The sequence below is a fragment of the Pseudomonas sp. C9 genome, from assembly GCF_002000165.1.
GTDB lineage: Bacteria > Pseudomonadota > Gammaproteobacteria > Pseudomonadales > Pseudomonadaceae > Aquipseudomonas.
This window is the reverse complement of sequence record NZ_MPAK01000001.1, coordinates 73,362-96,004: the sequence shown is the minus strand read 5'-3', so window position 1 is coordinate 96,004 and position 22,643 is coordinate 73,362. Positions and strand designations below refer to the sequence as shown.

General features: G+C 59.9%; 19 protein-coding genes. 3 read left to right on the top strand and 16 right to left on the bottom strand.

What is annotated here, in order from left to right; all coding sequences use genetic code 11:
- Positions 1–14: 14 nt before the first annotated feature.
- On the top strand, positions 15–173 hold the full coding sequence (locus tag BMS17_RS30280) for a hypothetical protein (protein ID WP_175648939.1): 159 nt from the start codon (positions 15–17) through the stop codon (positions 171–173).
- 21 nt (positions 174–194) lie between these two features.
- Here the strand turns inward: BMS17_RS30280 and BMS17_RS00400 are convergent, their stop codons facing one another.
- From BMS17_RS00400 to potE, 3 genes are read right to left on the bottom strand one after another with little or no spacing between them, the layout of a single operon-like run.
- The gene (locus BMS17_RS00400; protein WP_046027282.1) at positions 195–383 is read right to left on the bottom strand and encodes a hypothetical protein; all 189 of its coding nucleotides are present in this window, start codon (positions 381–383) and stop codon (positions 195–197) included.
- 42 nt (positions 384–425) lie between these two features.
- Positions 426–1,331 (bottom strand): amino acid ABC transporter substrate-binding protein, encoded by a 906-nt coding sequence (locus tag BMS17_RS00395; RefSeq protein ID WP_046027281.1) that lies wholly within the window; start codon positions 1,329–1,331, stop codon positions 426–428.
- 48 nt (positions 1,332–1,379) lie between these two features.
- Positions 1,380–2,720 carry a putrescine-ornithine antiporter gene (gene potE / locus BMS17_RS00390; protein WP_077430172.1) on the bottom strand — a complete coding sequence of 447 codons (1,341 nt, stop codon included), beginning with the start codon at positions 2,718–2,720 and terminating at the stop codon, positions 1,380–1,382.
- Positions 2,721–2,832: 112 nt separating this feature from the next.
- Here potE and BMS17_RS00385 point away from each other — a divergent pair, with 112 nt between their 5' ends.
- On the top strand, positions 2,833–3,186 hold the full coding sequence (locus BMS17_RS00385; protein WP_046027279.1) for a potassium channel family protein: 354 nt from the start codon (positions 2,833–2,835) through the stop codon (positions 3,184–3,186).
- A 22-nt stretch (positions 3,187–3,208) separates the two neighbouring features.
- Here BMS17_RS00385 and ppk2 read toward each other — a convergent pair whose 3' ends face one another.
- From ppk2 to BMS17_RS00350, 7 genes are all read right to left on the bottom strand, one after another.
- The gene (ppk2, locus tag BMS17_RS00380; protein ID WP_046027278.1) at positions 3,209–4,027 is read right to left on the bottom strand and encodes a polyphosphate kinase 2; all 819 of its coding nucleotides are present in this window, start codon (positions 4,025–4,027) and stop codon (positions 3,209–3,211) included.
- 148 nt (positions 4,028–4,175) lie between these two features.
- The gene (locus BMS17_RS00375) at positions 4,176–5,888 is read right to left on the bottom strand and encodes a SulP family inorganic anion transporter (protein ID WP_077430171.1); all 1,713 of its coding nucleotides are present in this window, start codon (positions 5,886–5,888) and stop codon (positions 4,176–4,178) included.
- A gap of 166 nt (positions 5,889–6,054) precedes the next feature.
- The gene (locus BMS17_RS00370) at positions 6,055–7,014 is read right to left on the bottom strand and encodes an HlyD family secretion protein (RefSeq protein WP_046027276.1); all 960 of its coding nucleotides are present in this window, start codon (positions 7,012–7,014) and stop codon (positions 6,055–6,057) included.
- A gap of 3 nt (positions 7,015–7,017) precedes the next feature.
- Positions 7,018–7,389, bottom strand: coding sequence for a DUF3302 domain-containing protein (locus BMS17_RS00365; protein WP_046027275.1), 372 nt, complete (start codon positions 7,387–7,389; stop codon positions 7,018–7,020).
- Positions 7,382–7,606: a hypothetical protein gene (locus BMS17_RS00360; protein WP_046027274.1), complete on the bottom strand. Its 225-nt coding sequence runs from the start codon at positions 7,604–7,606 to the stop codon at positions 7,382–7,384. The genes BMS17_RS00365 and BMS17_RS00360 overlap by 8 nt, the downstream gene beginning before the upstream one ends.
- 142 nt (positions 7,607–7,748) lie before the next feature.
- Positions 7,749–8,780, bottom strand: a complete 1,032-nt coding sequence (locus BMS17_RS00355; RefSeq protein ID WP_077430170.1) for an NAD(P)-dependent alcohol dehydrogenase — start codon at positions 8,778–8,780, stop codon at positions 7,749–7,751.
- A 152-nt stretch (positions 8,781–8,932) separates the two neighbouring features.
- Positions 8,933–9,541 carry a trimeric intracellular cation channel family protein gene (locus tag BMS17_RS00350; RefSeq protein WP_046027272.1) on the bottom strand — a complete coding sequence of 203 codons (609 nt, stop codon included), beginning with the start codon at positions 9,539–9,541 and terminating at the stop codon, positions 8,933–8,935.
- A 212-nt stretch (positions 9,542–9,753) separates the two neighbouring features.
- Between BMS17_RS00350 and BMS17_RS00345 the strand changes: the two genes are divergently transcribed.
- A complete protein-coding gene (locus tag BMS17_RS00345) occupies positions 9,754–10,263 on the top strand; it encodes a cupin domain-containing protein (RefSeq protein ID WP_077430169.1) in 510 nt (169 codons plus the stop codon).
- 234 nt (positions 10,264–10,497) lie between these two features.
- Here BMS17_RS00345 and BMS17_RS00340 read toward each other — a convergent pair whose 3' ends face one another.
- The 6 genes from BMS17_RS00340 to BMS17_RS00315 form a co-directional block, all read right to left on the bottom strand.
- Positions 10,498–11,163: a dTMP kinase gene (locus tag BMS17_RS00340; RefSeq protein WP_077430168.1), complete on the bottom strand. Its 666-nt coding sequence runs from the start codon at positions 11,161–11,163 to the stop codon at positions 10,498–10,500.
- A 330-nt stretch (positions 11,164–11,493) separates the two neighbouring features.
- Positions 11,494–14,577 carry a DUF6519 domain-containing protein gene (locus BMS17_RS00335; RefSeq protein ID WP_077430167.1) on the bottom strand — a complete coding sequence of 1,028 codons (3,084 nt, stop codon included), beginning with the start codon at positions 14,575–14,577 and terminating at the stop codon, positions 11,494–11,496.
- 32 nt (positions 14,578–14,609) lie between these two features.
- Positions 14,610–16,751 carry a hypothetical protein gene (locus BMS17_RS00330; protein ID WP_077430166.1) on the bottom strand — a complete coding sequence of 714 codons (2,142 nt, stop codon included), beginning with the start codon at positions 16,749–16,751 and terminating at the stop codon, positions 14,610–14,612.
- On the bottom strand, positions 16,748–19,870 hold the full coding sequence (locus tag BMS17_RS00325; protein WP_077430165.1) for a putative baseplate assembly protein: 3,123 nt from the start codon (positions 19,868–19,870) through the stop codon (positions 16,748–16,750). Before BMS17_RS00325 ends, BMS17_RS00330 begins: the two co-directional genes overlap by 4 nt.
- Positions 19,867–22,284, bottom strand: a complete 2,418-nt coding sequence (locus BMS17_RS00320) for a putative baseplate assembly protein (protein WP_077430164.1) — start codon at positions 22,282–22,284, stop codon at positions 19,867–19,869. Before BMS17_RS00320 ends, BMS17_RS00325 begins: the two co-directional genes overlap by 4 nt.
- The gene (locus tag BMS17_RS00315) at positions 22,281–22,643 is read right to left on the bottom strand and encodes a GPW/gp25 family protein (protein WP_046027217.1); all 363 of its coding nucleotides are present in this window, start codon (positions 22,641–22,643) and stop codon (positions 22,281–22,283) included. Before BMS17_RS00315 ends, BMS17_RS00320 begins: the two co-directional genes overlap by 4 nt.

Here is a 22,643-nt window from a genome sequence, read left to right as displayed (position 1 = left end):
TTGGCAGGATTGTCGTGCGGGCCCATCAAGTGGCGGCGAACACCCCGGCCAATGGTCTGCGCATCGTGGACGTTGAACGATCGCATGAGTCACTGAGCGTGGAACGCGTGGTGCGAGCGGGGCGGATTATTGAGCAAGACGAAGAGTTGCCCCTGACGGTCAGTTGGCACTAATTTGGATGGGCGGTAGCCCTTTTACATTCGGGGGCGAGGCATCGTCGAGGGTTGGAGTTGCTCGCGCGGGATGTACTTGCCGTTGCCATCGGTAAACGGCGGATGTTGCTCCGCGTTTACGGTGTCGTCTTTTTCATGGTCATGGCAGGAGGCGCCACTGATCGCGATGAGGAGGGCGACCATGACAGGAGGGATGAAGTGCTTGATCACAGCCGTTCTCCAATAACATGAGACCGTATGTATTGCCGGGCGCTAGGGCAGGGCATAGATCTTGAACAACTTTCTGTGCGTGTCGCTGGCGCCTCCCAAGTGCTTATCGTACGCCTGTTCAATCTCCCCGGATCGGTACATTTCGCTCAGCGTGGTATCGACCAGCAGACGGAAATCCTCATCGCCACGCTCCACGGTCATGGCCGTCGGGGCGTACTCGAAAATGCGTTCCAGCAGGACCAGATTGCCCGTGGGGTATTGGTTGTCGATGAGGTTCTTGAGCATCATCCGTTCGGAGAACATCGCATCGGCCTTGCCTTCGGCAATCAATTCGAGGCCCGCTGCGGCGGAGTCGACCGTGATCAATTTGGCGACGACGCCGAGCATGCGCATTTGCTGACGAATCCACGCCTCGGTGACGCCTCCCGCCAGGGTGACGTAGGTCTGGTTGGCCAGGCCACGGTTGACGGTGGCTCGCCAGGTCGGCCCGGTGTGCGCGACCCGACCGTCGAGCACCTCCAGCAGCGTCGCCGGTGCATCCTGATGCACCACCGCCGAGAGGCCTGCTGTGTAGATTGGCACCGAATAACTGACTGTCTTGCGGCGCTCAAGTGTTGGCGGGGTAGGCGTGCAGAGGATATCGACATTGCCCGAACTGACGGCACTGGTCTCATCGGCGACGGTGACGGGTTGGTAGCGCACCTGCAACTCGGGCAACCCCAGTTCAGCCTTGACCTTGTCGGCGATTTTGTTGCAAAGCTCGATGGCATACCCTTGGGCCTTGTCGCCCACTTTGACGCTGAAAGGGGCGAAGTCAGGCAGATAGCCGAGGGTCAACGTATTGCTCGAACGTACGCGCTCCAGGGTGTTGGCACCGGCCAGTGGCGGCACGAGCATCAGCAGGCAGGCGAACCGCAGTGCTGTGGTTTTGATTCGTTGTACGTTCATGTCCCGATTCCCCGTGTTCAGATGTCAGTTCCGTGCAGAAAATCAGGACTAAGGATTATCGACCCCGGTTTGAGCGGATGCGGACAGCCTGGCAAAGCGCTTGGCAAGCACGCCATAAAGCGGATATCCAAACACCAGGACCAGCGCGCCGCCGAACACGGCGTCCTTGCCACATGAGTGCAGGGCGTACAACGAATAGGCGACCGCGATCAGCAGCACGGGCGTATTGCGCATATAGACCGCAGGCGAAACCCGCGCCTTGTACATCATGACCAGCAATCCGGTCAGCGCCGTCACGTAGGGAATCAGGTTGGTCACGGCGGCAAGATTGACCAGTTTGCCGAACTGCGCGGCGGCATTGGGTGAAATGGTCGACAAGGCCATCAGCGTCTGCAACACACCACACGCCAGCATGCCCAGGAGGGGCGCATTGTGGGCGTTGAGCTTGCTGAACAGTTTCGGGAACATTCCTTGGTCGGCGGTCATTTTCGCCGTTTGGGCCAGGGTGAACTGCCAGCCCAGCAGCGAGCCAACACACGCCATCACCGCCAGCGCCATGATGATGTTGCCGACCGTGGGGTTGAACATCTGCGCGTAGACCAGCGCGAAGGGCGCCGAAGAGTTGGCGAGTTCGGCGTTGGGGATGATGCCCTGGATGACGGTCGTCGACAGCACGTAGACCACCGCAGCGCCCAGCGTGCCAAACAGACAGGCCAGCGGCACGTTACGCTTGGGATTTTCCACCGCATCGGAGGCCTGCGCCGCGGATTCCATGCCCAGAAACGCCCACAGGGTCAACGGAATCGCACTGCTGATCGCCTCGGCGTTGGACAGATTGTTCGGGTTCCAGGCGGCAACCAGTACCTCTGGCTTGAACCAGAACCAGCCGATGATGCTCAAGCCCGCCACTGGAATGATCACCCCCCAGACGGTAATCGCACCGATCTTGCCGGTGATGCCGGGGCCACCGAAATTGGCGAAAGTGGTCAGCCACAGCAAGCCCACGGTGCCGATGAACAGGGGAATCGCGCCGCTGCCCAGCCAAGGCAAGAATGAGGTCATGTAACCCACGGCGGAAATGGCGACGGCGACGTTGGCAATGGCCAATGAAAGAAAATACAGATACGAACAGAGGAAGAACCCTGACTTGCCATGCGCTTCTTCGGTGTACGCGGACAATCCGCCCGGGCGCTGACAGTAAATGCCGCATTGGGAAAAGCAGTAAGCAATGGCCATGGACCCGACTGCCGTGACGATCCATGACAGCAATGAAATGGCCCCCAGTTGCGCCATGCTCGTGGGCAGCATGATGATGCCCGAACCCATCATGTTGACCATCACCAACGTGGTGAGCCCCACAAGGCTCATTTTTTTGCTTGAGTCGGCCATCGAAAACTCCTTTCTTCACACCACGCAATGCCCCGAAGTCTGGCGCTTGTGCCAAGCTGTTGGGTGTCGGTACGCCACGCTTTTAAATCCGTTAAACCTCTGGAGCCATTACATGAACATCAGTCATGCCAAGCATGTTCGTCGAGAGTTCTACAAAGCTGTGTGGTTTTACTTCCGTGTTGTCTGGCCGATTTTTTCCATACTGCTGACGATGATCATAGTGCTCGGTCTGGTCATCAGCCACCTGGAAGGATGGGGGGCGTTTGACGGCATCTACTTTGCCTTTGTGACCGGCCTGACCATCGGCTACGGTGACTTGGCCCCCAAACTCGCGAGCTCGCGTGTCCTTGCCATCGTGCTGGGTTTCCACGGCGTTTTGATGACGGCGATATTTGCGGCGGTGAGTATCCGGGCCATTGAAGCAACGGCTGAGGCAGCCCAATCCGAACCTCAATCCAGGGAGTAGGCTGCCACATCGCGCAGAACCGTCAGAACGGTTCTGCGATGTACTTGAATTGATAATTGATCGGCTTGTAGCTGCCGATTTTGCGTTTCGGCAGCGTGACTTTCTCTTGCTTGATTTTTTTGTACGGGATGTTTTTCAGCAAGTGGGTCAGCAGGTTCAGCCGTACCGATTTTTTGTCTTCCGAACGAGCAACATGCCAAGGCGCCCACTCGGTGTCGGTGGCCTCGAACATCTCGTCACGTGCCCGGGTGTAGTCGTCCCAGCGGTTGTAGGACTTGATGTCCATCGGCGATAGCTTCCAGATTTTGCGGCCGTCGGTGATGCGCTCCTTGAGTCGACGGGACTGCTCATCAGGGCTGACTTCCAGCCAATACTTGAAGAGCAAGACGCCGGAATTGACCAGCAGCCGTTCGAACATGGGCGCGAGTAGAAAAAAGTCGGAAACCTGCTTTTTGTCGCAAAAACCCATGACACGCTCAACGCCCGCACGGTTGTACCAGCTGCGGTCGAAGATCACGACTTCACCTGCCGCCGGGAAGTGCGGCATGTAGCGCTGCAGGTACATCTGGCTTTTTTCTCGTTCGTTCGGTGCTGGCAACGCCACGACACGAAACACCCGAGGGCTGACACGTTCGGTCAGCGCCTTGATCGTGCCGCCCTTGCCGGCGCCGTCACGACCTTCGAAAACCACCACGACCTTGGCCCCGGTGGCGACGACCCACTGCTGCAATTTGACCAGTTCGACATGCAGAGTCTTCAGCTGTGCCTCGTAGTCTTTGCGGCTCAGCCCGGCGGCTTCTTTATCTGCGGAGTCGGTTACTTTAAGATTTTGTTTTTTCATCGCAATACTTCAACCTCTTTATGCACATGAATACGGCTAGGCACCGGCGGCCAATACACGGCTAAACCGGTACGGTTTGGGAGTAAAGGGTAGTTCAATTTCTCAAGGACACCGTTGATGCAAGGCACGCCTGCGGGCAGGCGTGCAATTACTGTTTCTGATAATGCGCAACGGCCTGCTCCAGATTCAGGAACACCCGTGAGTCGCCCAATGCCTGGCCCAGCGGAGCATGGACAACCATCGTGGATACGCTTGGGCTCATGCCCACCAGCCACAACGAGATGCCTCTTTCTCGCAAGCGCTGTTCGGCTGACGTGAGCATTTTCAAGGCGGTGTATTCCAGGTCGAAAACGCTGCGCAGATCGAGAATCACGACGCTGGGCGCTGCCTCTGCGATCAACGAGCGAATTTTCGAACCCAGACGTTCGGCGTTGGCAAAGAAGAGGCGACCTTCAGGCCGCAGCAGCAGTAACCCCTCAAAATGTTCATCGTCTTCGGTCTCGGCGGATGACGGTCGATAGATGTTGGTGCCGGGTTTACGCCCCAGTATGTGTACGGGCGGGTCCGAGAGCTGATAGGCCAGCGCCAGCAACGAAACGATGATCGCCACGACGATACCCTGCAGCGTGCCGAGTAGCATGACCCCGACCATTGCCACAATCGCCCAGATGAATTCTGTGCGGCGTATCGAAAGAATGTCGCGAAATTCCGAAGGCTGGATCAGGCCTATCGAATACACAATCACAACGGCGGCGAGCGTGGCATTGGGCATCAAACCAATGAAGGGTGCGAGCAGCAGGCACGTCCCCAATGCCAGCCCGGCAGTGATCAGGCCCGCCAGTTGTGATTGCGCACCGGCGAGGCGGTTGACGGCTGTTTGGGTGGTTCCTCCGCCAGCGGCCATGGCCCCGAGAAACGCGCCACCGACGTTGGCAAAACCTGTCGCTACCAGTTCTCGATTGGGTTGCAAGGCGGGCTCGTCACTGCGCGCAAATGCACGGCCTGCCGCGATGGTCTCGGTAAAGCTCATGAGTGCAATCCCCATGGCCGACGGCCAGAGGTCGGACACCATCGACCAACCGGGCAGTGTCAATGCCGGTAACCCGATCGGCACCACACCGACTGCCGACACACCAAAATGCTCCAGGTTCAGCAGGCTCATGCCGGCGATTCCGAGCGCGACCGCAATCAGGGGCGCTGGCAATCGTGGGGTAAAGTGCTTCATGCCTATCAGGATCAGCACCATGAACACACCGACTGCCGCTGTCGGCAAAGAGGCGTGCCCCAGCCCCTGAAAGGTGGTGAGTACGTTGTGCAAAAAACCGGCTTTTTCGATGTGGATGCCCAGCAGCTTGGGCAACTGGTCGAGCACGATGACAATCCCGATGCCCGCCTTGAAACCCACCAGCACCGGGTCGGAAATGAAATTGGCTACAAAACCCAGGCGCAACATCCCCGCCAGGACCAATATGGCGCCGACCATCAGGGCCAGGGTGGCGGAGGCAACCACCAGCGTGGCGGTATCGCCGGAAGGGCTGATATGCCCTAGTGCGGAGGCAACCAGGATGGCCAGGGTTGTGGTGGTACTGACGCTGAGCGGTCGCGAACTGCCGAGTACGGCATAGATCGCCATCGGTACCAGCACGGTATAGAGGCCGACCTGCACGGGCAGGCCTGCAATGGTGGCGTACGCCAGGGCCTTGGGAATAACCACGGCCGCGGCGGTCAGCCCGGCGATGACATCACCCTTGAACCAGGCCGGCCGATAGTGGCCAACCCATTCCGGCAACAGGGCGCTCGCGGCCCGCCGAAAGGGGGATCCTGAAAGCCGATCATCCTGATCGCTACGTTGCTGAATCATGAAGTGCTCCAACGGTCATTCAATTCAAGCAGTGGTAAATCCGGATTCAGTCGCCCACGCGCCGGCCAAACAGTGGCGTGCAGTCACTGAAACTAAAAAGCTTGTCGGTGCGGGGGTAGACGGAGGAGGGTGACGCCGCCTGTTGAAAGAGGGCGTCACCAATTCCTCAATGGAATGGGAAGATGTAGTTCATCCAGGCAGCCATGCGCAGCAGAATTTTGCGCATCACCGCGACATGGTGAAAGTGCGTGCTGTAAAGCGCCGCCTGCCCATAGGCACCGCCAGGTACTTGTTTGCTGTATTGAGCATAGTCGGGGTCGGTTATTTCGATAATGACCGGTACCCGACCTGCTGGCGGTGAGCCGGTAAAGCTGACCAGCGTTCCAGAGGGTTGTACTTGTCCTTCTGCAATGACGGAGATAACGCTCTGAACCCGCCCCTCGAACACTTTGCCGGGAATGCCGTCGAAGGCTACTTCCGCTTCATCGCCGACTGACAAGCGCAACAGGCTGTTCTGACGCATCCATGCTGAAAAGTAATGCCCTTCTTCGGGGATGAATATCATTGAAGGGCGCAAGGGGAACTTGGTGGCCATCATGCCCGTGCGCAAGGAAACATGGGTCACGAAGCCTTTGCTGGGGGCCCGAACGACAGTGTTGTCCAGTTCATACTGCGCAATAGACAGTTGTGCGTCTAAATCGTCGGAGCGAGCAACAACGATGTCCAGTTCACGTTGAGTGGCGAAGTTACGCTTGATCAACTCAGTGATTCGAGCACGATCAGCTTTTGCCGCGAGCAACTGTGCTTTGATGGACTTGACCCGGTATTCGAACGGGGCGGGGTCGATTCGAAACAGCACATCACCTTTTTCCAGAGGTTCATTACCTTTGACGGGTACCTCGATCACCTGGCCAGTGACTACCGGAATCACTGGAACCGAAACGAAGTACGAGCGCGCCACCTCGGAGTAGGGGTGGTTGTAGTTCATCGTGAAAATCAATGCGCCAACCAGCAGGATCCCGCCAAGTACTGCGGTAGGGACCGTCCATTTGTTCAGCGGTATGCGGAAAATCTTGAAAATGGCCACGCAGATGGCCGCATAGGTCAAAACGAGCAATAGATCCATGGCTTAGATTCCCTCACCGCGATTGTCCGACGCCGGGATGTGCCCCGCAGTACGTGTCGCCGCTTCCAGTTGCTCAATCCGATTGTTCAGGGCAGCAACCTGTTCCTCCAGACGAACGACATGAACCTGCGTCGACTTGCCATCACCAAATCCCCAGCCCCGATCCTCCCGGTACGCCATCGCCCAGATCCACAGAAATGGCCAAAGGGCATGCAGGGTGAACAGGCTGACCCAACCGGTTGCATGGATCGCATCCTGGTGCGGGTGATTTCGGTGCACGGCGATTTCGTAAGGAATGTCGTGCAGTGCGATGACCCCGTAAAACAAGACAAACCCGACAAAAAACAACAGGCCTAATGCGAAATAATCAAGCATGACGGACGCCTCCGGGCACGAGCAATGTATTGGGCTCAGTGTAGTCACGGATTTTATGAGTGCGGGCAGTCCTGAAAACTGAAAGTACATAAAGAAGCGCTGCGTGCACCGGCAAGTATTGTTTGGCGCGCGGTTGGATGGGCTTGTCGATGCGTCGCAATGCATCCGCGACGGCACGCACACGCACCGTAAAAGGAATCAGTTCAAAAAAAACCATAACAACTCCGGCAATTCAATTGTCCGCGAATGCAGGCTTGCCTTGGCACATGGCCAATGACAGAGCCTGCAGGCGAGCTATTGAAAGGATCTTCTTAATCGTTGCGGTGTTCTAGGTCGTTTTATGCGACCGATAGTAATTGTCATTTACTGGCATCCAGCACGACGCGGTAACGCGCCTGGCCACTGCGCAGATGGTCGATGGCCTCGTTGACCTGGCTCATCGCAAACACCTCGACCTGCGGCAGGATCTGATGACGCGCGCAGAACTCCAGCATGGTCGCGGTGTTGCTGGGCGAACCGACCGGCGAGCCTGACAGGCTCTTTTGCCTGGGAATCAGGTCGAACACATGCACTGGAATGGCGCTGGGCACTATGCCCACAAAATGCAGGCGACCTTTACCCCGCAAGGTGGCGAGCATGGCCGCCCAATCGAGGTCGGCGCTGGCACTGACCAGGAGAAAATCCAGGGTCCCGGCAATGGATCTCAGGGCATTGCTGTCGGTAGAGGCAATGACGTTGTGCGCACCAAGGCGCTTGGCTTCATCCTGCTTGCTCAGCGATGAGGTAAAAGCCGTGACCTCGCAGCCCCAGGCATTAAGAAAGCGCAAGGCCAGGTGACCAAGGCCCCCGATCCCGACCACACCGACCCGGTCAGTGGGCTTGACGCCAAACTCCACCAGCGGGTTGAACACCGTCGAGCCGGCGCAGAACAATGGACCGGCCTTGGCCGGGTCGAGCGCGTCCGGAATCGGCAGAGCCCAGGCCCAGTGTGACCGCAGGCGGTCGGCGAAGCCTCCATTGCTGCCGATGATGGTCGGTTTGGCCGTGTTGCAGAGCTGGTGAGAGCCTTCGATACACGAAGAACAATGCATGCAACTGCCCTTGAACCAGCCAATGCCCACCCGTTGTCCCATTTCGAGGCCGCGTACCTGTGGGCCCATGCGAACAATACGGCCGACCACCTCGTGACCGGGGATAAACGGGTAGTGGCTGATACCCCATTCGTTATCGATCATCGACTGGTCGGAATGGCAGACGCCGCAATACTCCACGGCGACTTCTACCTCATCGCTTCCCAGTGGGCCGGGATCATAGCTATAGCGTTCCAGTGGAGCGCCTGCTGTCGTTGCGGCCCAGCCGGTGAATGTCGTGAGTTCAGTGCTGTCACTCATGGGATACCTCCAGATCAGGAGGCCGCTCGGGAGGCGCGGCGTCGACAGGCAAGTGTAGCGGGTCGTTTGGCGTTGTCCCGGTTAGCGATGGGTGGGGCAGACGCGTGGGGCAGGGGGCTGCAACCGGGTGTCTACACCGCTATCGGCCCGGCTTATCCCTGTTTGGTAGAGAAAAAAGCAGGCATCTGGAGCCCGTAGTAAATGACGAGAAACCTGAACCCTGAGGTGAATATCAAGGCGATCCAGCCGGCGATTTGAATCGTGGGGAATGTATCGCGCAGCAAGACGTACAGGATGCACCCCAGCAGGATTGGCGTGGCGTATATCTCGCGTGACATTAACAACGAAGCCCTGCCAGCCAGCACATCACGGGCGATGCCGCCGCCAATGCTGGTCAGCAAGCCCATCATTACTGCCAAAGGTGCCGCGAGCTGCAAAGACAGCACTTTTTCAGTGGCAACTATTGCGAACAGCGCGGCCGCAAAACCATCGAGATACAGCAGCAGCTGATAGCGTTTATGCAATCTATTGATGAGAAAAAAAGCCACCAGTGAGGTAACCAATGCGACCCAGATGTAGTTGAAGTCTGCAAACCAGAAAATCGGTTGATCGAGCAACAGGTCTCGAAGGGTGCCACCACCAATAGCGGTGATGATCCCCAAAACCACGGCTCCGAACAGATCGACACCGACTCTTTGGATAGCCAGCAACCCGGTAATGGCGAACACGGCAGTGCCCAACATTTGCTGAAAATAAAGCATCCGTTACTCCGTTCTCAGGTTGCCCATCAGGTGAGCTATGGCGATAGTCTAGTGGGTTTGCGCATTTTCGAGCCTGGATAAGCGCCACGACTGAAACCGGGATGACAGAGATTTTCTGTTAGCTCAACTAAAGAGCCATTTAGTCGAGTTATGTAGCTAACGTACGCGATTATGTTGTTATCTATCGAAATGTAGTGAGGAGAGTTACCAGCATGACTCGAAAATCACCCAGCATCAATGAAGTCATCGCGGCGCTCGATCTGGAGCCTCATGTAGAAGGAGGCTACTACCGCAGAACCTATCAATCCGATGATCAGAGTCTCGTCACAACAACCGATGGCCAGCGTTACCGGATGACGTCCATTTATTACCTGTTAACGAGAGATTCCCCGGTTGGCCATTTCCACCTGAATCAGTCCGACATTGTTCATTACTACCATCTGGGCGATGCCATTGAGTACACGCTCATTTTTCCGGACGGCACTCTGACAACCGTCACGATGGGCAGCGATGTCATCGCGGGAGAATGTTTGCAATTGACTGTACCGGGCGGCGTTTGGAAAGCTTCGCGGCTTACGGACGGATTGGCGGGATTTGGTCTGATCAGCGAAGCGGTGTCGCCGGGGTTTGATTTTGCGGATATGGAAATGGGTGATCGGCAAAAGCTCAGCGAACAGTTTGCCGAGCATTCGATGTTGATAGAAAGGCTCACGCACGGATGAATGGCTGGAGGTGAATTGGCGCTGCAAAATCTGTGGGCAACGAGGCTAATTCTGAAATACGTTGTTACGTGTAATGTATATTATGTTAAATCGTAGATTATGTCCGTATCCCTAGCGTCCGCTTTCCTCTTGGTATTCATCTCCAGCAATCGACGCTCGAACCGTCTGATCATGTATGACCCGCCTCGGGAAGCTTCGGCTCAGCGTTCGATGGCAGGCACCCAGTTCAAAGCATCAGCCGGCTACCGCTGCGGCGACAAGACCGGCGCAGCGAACTTCGCCTATGGGACATTGAAGGACTCTATAAATCTCAAACACCACCTGCATCGTTGCGTCTTCGATCGTTCCTTCATTGCGGCATAAAACCCAGCCGTTATCTGCAATCGCTTGCTCGAACGCCTGGGTACAAGCGACATGTTCTTCCAGCTTATGGATCACCGTACTACTCAGTCCACGACGTCGTGCCGCTGCCCTTGCCCATGAAATTTCAGGGTTGGTGACAACCCCGACATGCAGATCTGGCACTTGCACGTTTCGATCAATGTTCAACTGTAGAATTTCTGCAAACGGGACTAGCCGGCGAAACGCGGCATCAGACGGGTACCAGCGATCGATCAAGATGATGCTGTCTTGTGGCTGTTTAGCCAGAACGTGCTGGGAAATCCAGGTACGGCTATCTGCAAAGCGCTCACAAACCTCCAACTCCAAATCTCGGGTGGGATTTCTGACGAGCTTGTTAACGAGGGTCATTGTTTCACGCCGATAGGGATCGCTTTTTTTCTCGCAAAGTCGGATCACCTTTTTGTTGTCCGCCCTCAGTACTTTCGTAACGGCCTCCAAAAGTGTGGTTTTTCCGGCTCCCTTGGGCCCATCTAGAGAAACAAACAGCGGACGATTCATTCTTCAAATATCGATTGATATACGGTTTTTTTTGCCCGGCTCGTGCGCTGGAACCGCTTGGCGCGGCTACCCGAATCGGGTGGAAGGCCCTATGAACAGGCATTGCTGAGCACTCTAACCCAGTTTCTGACCCAAGGGTCTCAAAACCAAGAGTCACAGTTGCTTATGAACACCGGTCATCGCCCATAAGTTAAATCATGTCTCGGGTGGAGCTTCTCTCGCATCCATCCACTTCCCGGCACCCGGAAGCAATTCTTCGACGTTCACGGATCTGTCGTTGCAGTGTGCCTAATTCAATCGACGCAAATCCCCTTCTGAATCTGCGCCCCGCTACATTTCGCTGAAAATCAGCCCGGCATTGGCAAACTGTTGGTTAGCGTTGTGACCCAGCACGAACAGGACGGATTCGAGGCTGAAGTTGCCGATGTACTTGCCTTGGGAAGCAATACACGCGGCGATGTGACCGAAGACACTCAGCTGGTTCTGGCTCAGGGACAGTTTCAACGCCAGCAACAGGTTTTCCGTGCCCACCAATGTATTGGAATCCGCCAGCAGGCTGCGATAGCAACCTTCAATCTCGCCTCCGTCGGCTGAGCCGGCAAGTTGCCGCAAGCGGTCGAGCATCGCATCGCCCAGGCGCAACGTTTGTAGCCGGTTATTGCGCAGGCGTAATTCGCCATAGCCGGGCTTGAGTCGGACTCGGCCGCGACTAAACGCAACACCCAGATTTTTCAGAAAATCGAGGTCCAGCGCTTCGTCGCTCTTGGCCTCGCCGTACAAGGACACGCGGCCGTTGATCTGGTTGTCCGCCAGCAAGGTATCCGCCTCGGCATCGCCAAGGGCCAGGGCGAAGCCGGTGTGGTTGAGCATCAGTTCCGTGCGCAAACGATCCAGCGAGAGCAGCAGTCGACGCTGGCTGGCACCTTGTTCGATATCGCTGCGCAGCGTTGACAATGCCAATATTTCATCGGTGTTGAGGACTACCTGGCGGCGATCCACTTGTTGCCCGAAAGCCTTGCGCTGAGCGGCGCTGAACGCTGCAAAGGCATCGACCACCTTGCTTGGGATAGGCGCAAAAAGTTCGCCCTTGCCTGATTTCATCGCCGCCTCCAGGGGGGCGAGCAAGGGTATGGCATCAAACAGTTCCCGGGCGTGCTGTGTCCCGCTCGACGAGTAGGCGTTGATCAGGCAGGCGCTCAGGTCAATGCGCTGGGCGTCGTCGATCTGCACCAGGCTGATCCCGGGCACCGTCAGCCCCGACAGGCGCATCCGTTGCAAGCGCAATTGCTGATTGCCTTGAAAACGCAGGCACTGATTCTCGCCCAGCATGACGATGTCGAAATCCAGAAACGTCAGGGAGGCAAAATCGAAACAGTTGAACTCTTGATTACGCAGCACCAGCCGGCTCGCGGGGCCGCTACCGTGGATGAACAGATGGGTGCCGTTCGGCGCGACCTGGTCGATGCTGTCGGCCAGGTGATGCTCGCCAGGTAGCAGGCACAAGCAGATGTCGCGTTGACCCTGTTCGAGTAACACTTTGAGCGCGATGTCGAGGTTCTCGAACTCGCCGCCGACACCGACACTGGTGCAGCAGCCACCGCCGTGGTTTTTTTGACAGAGCGCGTCGAGCGCATCCTGCACGGTATGAATGCCCTGGGCGGCCATGTCGGCGCACTTCGCCGGGTCATAGGCGACTTGTGTGGCCACGGACAGACTGGCGGAAAAATGCAGGACGTTGTACTTGCCGGCCGCTACCTGGCCGGCTTCGAGCAGTTGCGCCGTGCAGGTCTGGTTCAGCACGCCGGGCGCCAGGCTCCAGATCACGCTGGCGATACCGTCCGCGCCGGTGGCGATGATCTGGCTGGCGGTGCCGTTGGGCAGCGTGCCGTCACTGACGCTGAAGCTGACCTCGGCCCCGGCAACCGGGAACTTGCCATTGAACACCGCGACTTCCAGCGGGCTGGGCAACGGCAGGTTTTGTGGCGCCAAAGGGTTTGGCATAACCTCCTGGCCGTCGCCACCAACGTAATAGAGGTTGGTCAGTTCGGTCAGCGCCGGAAATAGCTGACGGCAATCGGACAGCGTGCTCCAGACCCCGGCCTGGCAGTTGAGCAAAGCCAACCGGGTGAAGGCGCGCAATACCCCTTGCGGTGACTGGAAGGCAGGTTTATTGGCCACCAACGGCCACTCGATGTCAGCGGTAGCGGTGCGAGCGGGAATGGTCCAGAAATCCCCGACACGATACTTGCCGGGGATGAATTTGATCTCGACGCCCTCCTCCAGCTCCACCCAGCCACTGTTCAAATTGGCTGCCGCCGGGACCAGCTTCGCCCAACCGTCCCAGCGCCGCACACGCGGGTTGCTCAGGTACAGCGCCTTGTCCAGAGACCCGGTGGCGCTGGCCAGATCGAGGGTGACAATATTGCCTTCTGTCTTGAGCACCTGGACCAGAGTCCCCGGCCGGCCAAGCAGTTCGTAAGTATCGTCGAAGAATTCCAGCCAGCAGCCGGCGGTGATCGCAAGGTAGGCATCACGGCCAAGGCTGGCGACCTCGAACTCGTCCGCCGTCGGCTCGCCCAGCCAACGTACAACGCGGGTTTCAATGCTGCCGTTGTCACGCGACCATTTGTAGCGCTGGTCGGCTGAAACGCTGCCATCGTCGTGGATCTCGACGCGATACAACAGGTTTTCCAGGCGCCGGTAGCCTGCTTCCGGCGCTAGCAGGCAGGGATCTTTGGGCGGAGTGCTGGGTTCGGCGCGGGCCGCGAGCTTGCCATCGGCTGCAGTGGTCAGGGTGGTCCAGGCCGCCAGCGCGCTCAGGCAGTTCAGGTCGGCGCCGATATCACCGGCACGCAGCAACTTGACCTGCCACAGCAGTTGGTCGCGGGTCGCGCTGTCCGGCCCACCGAGGGCGACTTCGCGGATAAGCGGGTCTTCCAGCGCCGTGATGTGCCGCAGCCAGGCTTCGAGATAGCCAAGGTAGATCCCGTCCGGAGGGTCGATGGGTGCTCCGTTGTTGTCGTAGACCTTGATCTCGACCAACTGCGGCGCATTCGCCGGGGGTAATGGCAACAGACTGGCATTGGCCGGCAGCACCGGTGAGACGTTGCCCGGCAAGTGCGGCTGGCTGGTGGCCGGGACCTGGCTGGCGTTTTCGCAGAGCAAGCCTTCGACGTAGTAATGGCCGATGCCGATGCCGATGTTCTTGCCATTGCCGGTCAGCAGAAACCCGGGGTTGGCCAAGGGCCCGCCACTATGGCCAATGGTATCGACGGTTTCACTCTCGATCCGGCGATTGAGAATGTCTTGCTGCTCGTTCCAGTCCGCATCCAGCTGCACCCGCCCCTGTTGCATGCGTACGGCGCGATAGTGCTGGTCCGGCTTGTCGGTCGAGCGGGTGAGATCGGCTTTCATAGTGGTAGTCCTTGCCCGTTTTGCGCGTTCGTTCAGTTCACAAAGATCACCCCGGCCTCCAGGCCGAAGCGCAGGTATTCGTCCAAGGCCTGATGCAGGTTGGCCTCGCGTTGTGGTTGTTGCAGCACATTCCAGACGCCCATTTCGGCGCCGTCCTCGGCGCCGGTGCGCAGCTCTTGAGCACTTGAAAGGCGCAGCTGGGCATATGCCGGATGGCTGAAACTCACCGAGGTAAAGGCTGGCGTCACCCGCACCCGTTCGCTCTTTGCCTGGGCGGTCGGCAACCCCTGGGTCACCAGGTCCGGCAGGCAGCGGTAGCGACGTGGCGTCTGCGAGCCCGATGGCACATAGCAGAAACGCACGCAGCCTTCCTGGCGTCGGGCGATATTCAATTTGGCGCTGAACAGACTGTTGCTGGCTTCCAGCTCCCCGGCGGCGCTGGCGCCGAAGACGCTGCAGCGGTCGAGTTGCAGGCGCGTGTCCGGTAAATCGAAGGCCACGTCATCGCCGTTATCGAACACGCTGTTGTGGCCCTCGACTCCGGCAATGGCCTTGCTCGTCCGCAACGGCCCGCACAGGCAATGGGTCAGCCGCAGCCAGAGTTGGCTGCCGGTGCCGGTGTGACGGATGCCACCCTTGCTCGGCGTCAGGCTGCAATGACGCAGATTCACTTCGCCCAGCGCGCCGTCCAAACGCAGTTGACCGTCCAGCAGTAGCCCGGACAGGCTGAGCCGGGTGTCGAGGTTGCCGCGTAACCGCAGGTCGCCGATCAGTACCGGCCGCCGCTGGTTGGCGGCTTCAATGGCCAGGTGGGTATCTGGCAGGTTGAGATCAGGGGTCAGCTCCTGGGTCCCGTCGTCCAGCAGATAGATCAGCGTACGGGTCCCGGCAATGACTGCCGCCAGCGCGTCGGTCAGCGTCGCGTGGTCGCCCGGGACCCGCAGCAGTACCTGGAAATCCGCCGGATCGAGCAGGCCCTGCAACGGCTCATCGTCGCGACGCAACGGGCGTCGATCGTAGGGCCCCGCGCCGACATCGCCGGGGAAGCCATAGCTGTAGGCGACTTCCACCCGGTTCGCGGTCTTGCCGGCGGGCAAGGCGATACGTCCCAGGACCGGGTCGAAACCCACCAGAAACAGGTTGGCAACGCCAGGAAAGGTTTTATCCGGCTGACCGGCCTTGCTCGATTTCACCGTGACGCTGGCCGGTGGACGCCGCCATTCTTGCGGCACTACGCCGGGCAAGGGCGAGAGATTGCACACCAGCAGATGCTCCGGCAGTACTTCCACATCGTCCAGCCAGATCCGCAGAACCGGGCCACCCTCCTCCTCTCGATCGAGGGGAAAGTACACAGGGTCAGGTGTCTCACCATCGGTCAGGGTCTGACGCAGCGCCGTCAGTTCGTCGTGCAGCAGTCGCCGCGAAAGTGGTTCCGGCACGTTTTCCGGTTGCGCCAGGTGAGTGATTTCCTGCTCGGTGCGCGGCCGGTTGAACAACATGCCCTCCCCCCGCAACAGCGGCTCGGCGACGTCGCGACCCAGGGCATCGAAACTGTAGAAGCCCGCCAGGCTGGTCATGGCTCGGGCGGTGGCGCGTTGGAGTGCGTAGGCCTGCAACCGCCAGAGATAGAGACCAACATTGGCAATGTTGTAGCGCCCGGCCGGGAGCGAACGCACCTCGACGGTATGGGCGGCGCGGTCGAAGGGGCCGTCGACCCGCTCCAATTGTGTGGCATCACGCAGGTTCGGCGTGCGCACATTTTGTGGGCGGCAGTGTTCGAGGTATTGGGTCGTGCCCAGCAGCTCGAAAAACTCCACCGCCCGCGCACGCCAGCCGGTGGTATCGAATGCCAGCTGTTCCAGCACCGGCAGCGTGCCCTTGCGCCGTCGCAGGCGCAGGCTGTTGGCCACATACGCGCGCAGGCCGAACGCCTGGGTGCCGCTGACCGGATACAGACCGCGCACGCCCAGCAGATCGCCGATATAGGGGACCAACCAGTCGTCACAGGTTTCGATAAACCAGTTGTCGTAGAGCCGGGTGATGTCCTCTTCCAGCACCGCGCCCTGCTCGGCGATAACTTCCAGCAATGCCCGCAGCGGCCCACCCATTTCTGCATCGCGCTCGCGGTAGAAGGCCGGCAGCCGCGCCATCAGGAATTCGGCGTCAATGCTCATAGGCTAAGCTCCGTCAAGGTAACGGCGGACGGGTCCAGCAACAGCAGTTGTGCCGCCAATATTTGCTGACTCTGCCACCGGGCACCGCGGGCGCGCAGTCGGCCATCCGGACCTGCCATGCTGCTGCTGGACAGGCCGTCGTAGAGCCGCAAGCTATCCAGATCCACCCGCTCCACTCCCGGCACCCGCTGCATCACCGCCAGTACTTCGCTGCCACTGACGGGTTGCCCGTAGTAACGCGCGGCAAACCCGAAGGCCTGCCCCAAGGCGCTGCGCACTGCACTGAGGACTGTTGCGCTTTGATAGTCCGGGTTAACCCGAACCTTGGCTTCCACACCAAAACGCAGCACCACCCCGGGTGCAAGCTTGAGCGGCTGATGAGCCGGGCGCACCGCGTCAATGGCCGCGGCCAGGTTGCGATAGAGCGCCGATCCGGGATCGATGCTGACACCTTCTACCCCGCTGACCGTGAGGTGGACCAACCGCTGCTCGCCATCCCATAACCACACCGCCTGGGCCTTGCCGACGCCGGCGAAGGCCGCGGCGAAGTCTTCGAAATCCCGTAGCGAGACGATGCGATCCAGGGTCCGTACGCTCAGCGGTGCGTTCTGCCGGGCACTGTCGCGGTCTTCCGGATCGACCCCACCCGCCGCGGGTACCGGGTTGATCACATCCTTGACCCCCAACGGACGGGACAGCAGCAGGCTGATCCGCCCACTGTTGAGGTTGCCGGCCGCACCAATGCCGACGCGATAGTACGCCTGCACATTCATCTGTCCCGTGGGCACGCGACTGCCGTGCACGCCGTCACCGAACTGCACGGTGACCCGGCCATCATCGCCCCGGCGCAGCAGATAGGCACGGTCTTGCGCGCCGAGCTCACCCAATTGTGGCGCCTCGGACCAGCGCACACCTTCGACGCGTACCTGCAGCGTGCTCTGGATGCCCGAAGGGGTGGGTGAGGAAATGTAGGTCAACGGTTTCTGCAGCAGCAGGAAGCGCTGGAAGGCCTGGCTGGCGTCGCCACTGCCAAGGATTTCCGGCTGTATCTGCATCTGCTTGCTGTCGCCGTGACTGGCCGGCGCCACATTGGCGTTGATCCGCACACTCAACGGCAGATAGGCATGTTGCAGATCGCTCTCAAGTTCCAGGCGCGAACGCGGCCCGCTGCTGTCATTGCGTTGCAGGCGCGCCACTTCGCTGGCGAAGCCAAGCACTACTTCATGGCGCGCGCCATCGGTGAAGGACAGGCTGGCGAGCCGGCCGTCCCTGGCGATTTCCACCGCCACCAACGGGTCATTGGCCAACAGTCGCTGACGCGCCGGCGCATTTTGCGTCACGTCCGGCAAGGTGTGGCCGCTGATCGACAGCCAGCGCCCCGCCTCCAGCTCCGGTTGCAGATCATCCAGCGTCAGCACATGACCGCTGAGCAGCCCGGACCTGGGCCGGGTCGCCCACGGCAGCTCGATGGATTCGCCATAGGCCGTGGTCTCGCGCAGACGCTCGTTGAACAGCTCGCGCAGTTGTTCGCCACGCAGGCTCAGGCGCGTGGTCTTGCTGCTCAGGGTGAAGGCGGCGCGGGCATCCTCGCGGCTGTCGAGGATTTGATACAGCTCCTGATAATCGGGCAGCGTCAGCACCAGCCAACTGCCCGTGACCAGTCGCGGATAGCTGGCATCCAGATGCACGCTGTGTACGTCTCGTGGGTATAGCCGACTTTGGGGAATGATTTGTTTGGCGATGCCAGGGCCCTGCCAGCGCAATTGAATCAAGGCAGCGCCACCGTTCTCGTAGTACTCCAGGCGCAGGTCGAGTTTTTGTCCGGCCTGCAGCTCGAACAGGCTCTCGCCGTATTCGGTCGCGCCTTGCTCTTGCCATTGATTGACCAGTAACTGGCCGCCAAGCCACAGCCGCACGCCGTCGTCGGCTTTGACGAAAAAGCGGTAATTGCCGCTCTCGGGTATTTGCAACCAGCCGCTCCAGCGCACCGAGAAAGTATCGCCGGTCAGCTGCGGGTCGGGGCTGGCGTTGCCCCAGTCGAAATCAACGGTGGCGTCGGTACGGCTGAGCTTTCGCGTCTTGAAGTCGTTGCCTTCGAAATACTCGCCATACAGGCCGCTGCCGGTGGCCTGGCGGGTCGGCGGATCGGAAACATCGGCCAGGGTGAAGCCCGGCCACTGGCCGTGCAGGCTGATATTCGCCTGCTTATCATCGTCCAGGCCCAGGTAGCTTGCCCGCAGGCTGCGCGGCATCGCCCGCCAGTCGGGCGCCGCCTGGCCGAACAGCGCAGCCTTGGTCCGCAGGGCAAAACAGCGAGGATTGGCCTTGGCCGGCTGGACGTGGGGCATTACCTCACCCAGCGGCCGGTCGAGCGTGACCACCGTGTAGCCGGCCAGTGGGTCGGCGCTCGGCTCCACCGGCGAAATCACTTGCAGGCGAACGACGCGGCGCAGGTCCCAGTTTTCGCTGCCGGGATTTTTCAGGCGTTCATCGCCGACGATCAACAGTGCGTCACCGGCTTGCAAGCGCGTGTTCTGCCCTTTCAGATACAGAGTACGAGCGCCCCAGTACGGCGGCACCTCTTCCTGGCTCTGCAGGGCCAAGGCATTCCAGGCAGCGCGCGCGTACAACGGCTCCAGCGTTTCGAAAACCTGGGCCTGTTCATCCTGCTCTGGAATGCTCTGGCTCTTGTTGCCGGCGTCGATCCGCGCGGTTAACGGCGCGCCCGGCGCGGTCTCCAGAGAAAAAGCCAGAAACGTCGAGGCCGCCACGCCAGGGCGCAGCTCGTAGCCGATGGAACGCCCCAGCTCCAATATCGAACGCCGCTCCGTGGCGGTACGCAGGAAGCCCTCGTTGACAATGCGCTCTTGATAGAAACTCAGCACATCGAGGACACCAGCCCAGGCATCGAGCAATGCCAGCGCCGGATCATCGGCATCGCGAGTGCTCAGCCCGAGCAGCGCCGTCTGGCTGGAAAGGCGCGCCAGCTGACTCTCGCGAAAACGCCCATGGGTGCCGACCCGATAGTGCAACGTCGTCTGCCCTGGCGGGTTCAATTCGTCGACCGGCGTCAGCACCTTGATCCCGGCGCAGCAGCCGCAGTGTTCGCCATTACTCATAAGCCACCTTGCATGTTCAGCAGCAGTCGGCCGTTTTCGGGGAAATTGGGATCGTTATCCAGGCGCAACACTTCCAGTAACGCGGCACCGATCAAGCCCTGCGCTATTTCCTGATTAGGGGTTTTGCCCCAGCGCTGGAACACCTCGACCTGAAGCGAGGCCACGCCGGTTACCGAATGCGCCGCCTCCATCAGGGTGGAAAGCGCCAGGCCCTGGCCAAAACTGAAGTGATCGGGATGAAAGAAGCCGAGTTGTCCCAGCCCGTCTGCGCCACTGCTCAGGCGCTTGAGCAGGCCAAGCTTGACCGTCGCGGCAAAGTGGCCCGGCAATACGCAGACGTTCAGCTGAATATCCAGCGGGGCATAGATCGGATCACGCAGTTCCAGGTCATAACCGGCCAACCGGTAGCGTTCCAGGTGGCGCAGCATTTCTTCACGAAACGGCTTATCCAGTGGCTGGCCGCCCTTGCGGTCGAGGCTGACGAACATCGTGTACCAGCTGCCGGTCCAGCGAAGCCTCGCAGCGGCCCGTTGTACTTGCGGATGACGCTCGGCGGCCCGCGCGTAATCGGCCTCGGTGACCGCCCGTTCCTGGGTGCGGAAAGCCTGGGGTGCAAACAGCTTGATCGAGTCAGCGCTTTGCGGCTCTGCGCCGCCGCTTGCCGACAACGGATTGCGCAGCGTTTGGATGAAGTCCTTGATCAGAGGGTCTTCACAGATCATCTGGGTGATGCTCTCGGCGCCAACATTCCCGATGCTGCCACCGCCTTGGCGATAGCTGGCCAACAGCCGGCTGAGGGGTTGCGGTTGCATGCCGAAGCGGTTGTCGCCAAAGCGCAGGTGGGCGCTGCCATCGGCTTCGGTCTCCACCACGAATTCCTGTGCGAAGCGGTCACTGCCGAGCAGATCGCGGCGTGGCAACCAAGGGCTGGCACCGGGCTTGGGTTGGTCGCCAAACTGATCGGGGTCGTCTTCGCGCAGTTGCATGCCGGACGGACGGGCTTGCCGGGGGTCCTGATACAAGGTGCTGCTGGCGGAGCGCGTCGGGTCATGTTCATAGGCCTGGGCATAGACGATGCCGGGCTCGCGCAGGCGCGGCCGGTATTGGCCGGCAGTCGGTACAACGTCCGGCAGCAGCGACTCATCGGCGCGAGTCAGCCCATGGTCGGCCAATACCACATTGCCGCAGACCTGAGCGACCCTGACCGTCTTGCTGACACCGGACTGTTGGATACGCGCGCTGATGCACAACGGGAACGGTAGCGCGTCCTCGGCGTGCCAACTGATCAGCTGCAACGACGTGCCGGTCAGCAGGTCGTGCCCCGGCTTGACCTCGGTCAAGCGCACTGCATGCCGGTGGGTGCGGTCGGCATCCGGTGCACGGCCGGTGCCGGGGCTCAGGACTTCTTCGAAGATCAGCAGCATGCCGGCCTGCAAGCTCAGCGGCGGGACGTCGATCAGCGCGGCCTCTTGCGCGCCTTTGCCCAGACAGAAATCCGGCTCGCCCCAATGATGGATATCAATGCGGTTATGGGCGGACTGCAACGGCAACGCGTGCATCGTTTCGAAGACTTGGGTGCTGCCGTCAGGCAAGGTTTGCAGCGCGGATTCTTTCAAGACAGTCCCGGGCTCGGCAGTACGGGTCAACAGCGGCGTACCGGCGGCCAACACTCGACCGTCAGCTTGGGGCGAGACGCTCAGACTGACGAAGACCCGACTGTTGCAGCCGTCGTGGATCGGGTAATCCAGCAGCCGCGCATGCCGACGCAGGGAGACGCGGCGACGGGCAGTGCCCAGATACGCTTCGGTGGCGACTGCATCCTGGTAATAGCTGAGCTGATCGCCGACATGTGCCAGCATTTCCACCAGGGCTACGGAAAAATCCGCCGGGTTGCGCTCGCGAAAGCCAGGAATCAGTTGCCCCATGCGGTCCAGCATCAACCGGCGAAAGCTCCCATAGTCCTTGGCCAGGTAATCCAGCAGTGGCTCGGCCGGTACCTGCGGTGGGCAGGGTTGGTCGTCGGCACAATCGAATTCGGACGGGCACTGCGCCTTGAAACTGAAGCGGATACTCGACAGGCAAGGGTCGAAGCCCGGCGGTGAGTCTTCGGGCGCCTTGGGGTTGATCAACACGAAACGGTACCAGGAAAAATCACCGGCCCGGTCCACCGTAATGTCGAGCTGATTGCCGTTGATATTCAGGCTCTCGATTTGTACACCCGTGATGCGCACCCCGCCCTCGATCCGGCAATGGGCGGCGGTGATGCCAGCCAACGGATTGACAAACACCACACTGAGCTTGCGCTGATTCAGGGACACCACTTCCAGGTAGTCGATGCCGTTCAGGCTCGACGGGTCGAGGTCACGCAGCAATTGCAGACGATGGCGGTTGTCAGACAAAAACTGGCGTTTCATGGCGCAATCCCTCGGCTGAAGGTCGCCAGTTGCCGCTGGCGATCCCGGCGCATGACGTACTGCACCGTCACGTCGAGGCGCGCGTCGAGGTTCTCGACGGTCACCGCCTCGACCTCGATCAGTTCCCCCAACCACTGTTGCAGCGAACCTTGCACCGTCATCTGCACAGCGGCAGCGAGGGCATCGCTGTTGGGCGCGAACACCAATTGCAACAGGCCGCAGCCGAAATCCGGACGGTTCACCCGCTCGCCCGGCACGGTGAACAGCACCTGTTCGATCATGTCCCGCACCTGCAGATCGGCGAACACTTCGGCGCTGCGCCCGCGCGAGTCGATGCTGAAGGGAAAGTCCAAAGCCAT

Coding starts and splice junctions, on each gene's coding strand:
- BMS17_RS00350 (WP_046027272.1), bottom strand. CDS start 9,541: ATGCTTTATTTTCAGCAAATGTTGGGCACTGCCGTGTTCGCCATTACC.
- BMS17_RS00345 (WP_077430169.1), top strand. CDS start 9,754: ATGACTCGAAAATCACCCAGCATCAATGAAGTCATCGCGGCGCTCGAT.
- BMS17_RS00365 (WP_046027275.1), bottom strand. CDS start 7,389: ATGCTTGATTATTTCGCATTAGGCCTGTTGTTTTTTGTCGGGTTTGTC.
- potE (WP_077430172.1), bottom strand. CDS start 2,720: ATGGCCGACTCAAGCAAAAAAATGAGCCTTGTGGGGCTCACCACGTTG.
- BMS17_RS00375 (WP_077430171.1), bottom strand. CDS start 5,888: ATGATTCAGCAACGTAGCGATCAGGATGATCGGCTTTCAGGATCCCCC.
- BMS17_RS00315 (WP_046027217.1), bottom strand. CDS start 22,643: ATGGCTTTGGACTTTCCCTTCAGCATCGACTCGCGCGGGCGCAGCGCC.
- BMS17_RS00340 (WP_077430168.1), bottom strand. CDS start 11,163: ATGAATCGTCCGCTGTTTGTTTCTCTAGATGGGCCCAAGGGAGCCGGA.
- ppk2 (WP_046027278.1), bottom strand. CDS start 4,027: ATGAAAAAACAAAATCTTAAAGTAACCGACTCCGCAGATAAAGAAGCC.
- BMS17_RS00320 (WP_077430164.1), bottom strand. CDS start 22,284: ATGAAACGCCAGTTTTTGTCTGACAACCGCCATCGTCTGCAATTGCTG.
- BMS17_RS00355 (WP_077430170.1), bottom strand. CDS start 8,780: ATGAGTGACAGCACTGAACTCACGACATTCACCGGCTGGGCCGCAACG.
- BMS17_RS00385 (WP_046027279.1), top strand. CDS start 2,833: ATGAACATCAGTCATGCCAAGCATGTTCGTCGAGAGTTCTACAAAGCT.
- BMS17_RS00395 (WP_046027281.1), bottom strand. CDS start 1,331: ATGAACGTACAACGAATCAAAACCACAGCACTGCGGTTCGCCTGCCTG.
- BMS17_RS00330 (WP_077430166.1), bottom strand. CDS start 16,751: ATGAGCATTGACGCCGAATTCCTGATGGCGCGGCTGCCGGCCTTCTAC.
- BMS17_RS00335 (WP_077430167.1), bottom strand. CDS start 14,577: ATGAAAGCCGATCTCACCCGCTCGACCGACAAGCCGGACCAGCACTAT.
- BMS17_RS00360 (WP_046027274.1), bottom strand. CDS start 7,606: ATGGTTTTTTTTGAACTGATTCCTTTTACGGTGCGTGTGCGTGCCGTC.
- BMS17_RS00325 (WP_077430165.1), bottom strand. CDS start 19,870: ATGAGTAATGGCGAACACTGCGGCTGCTGCGCCGGGATCAAGGTGCTG.
- BMS17_RS00370 (WP_046027276.1), bottom strand. CDS start 7,014: ATGGATCTATTGCTCGTTTTGACCTATGCGGCCATCTGCGTGGCCATT.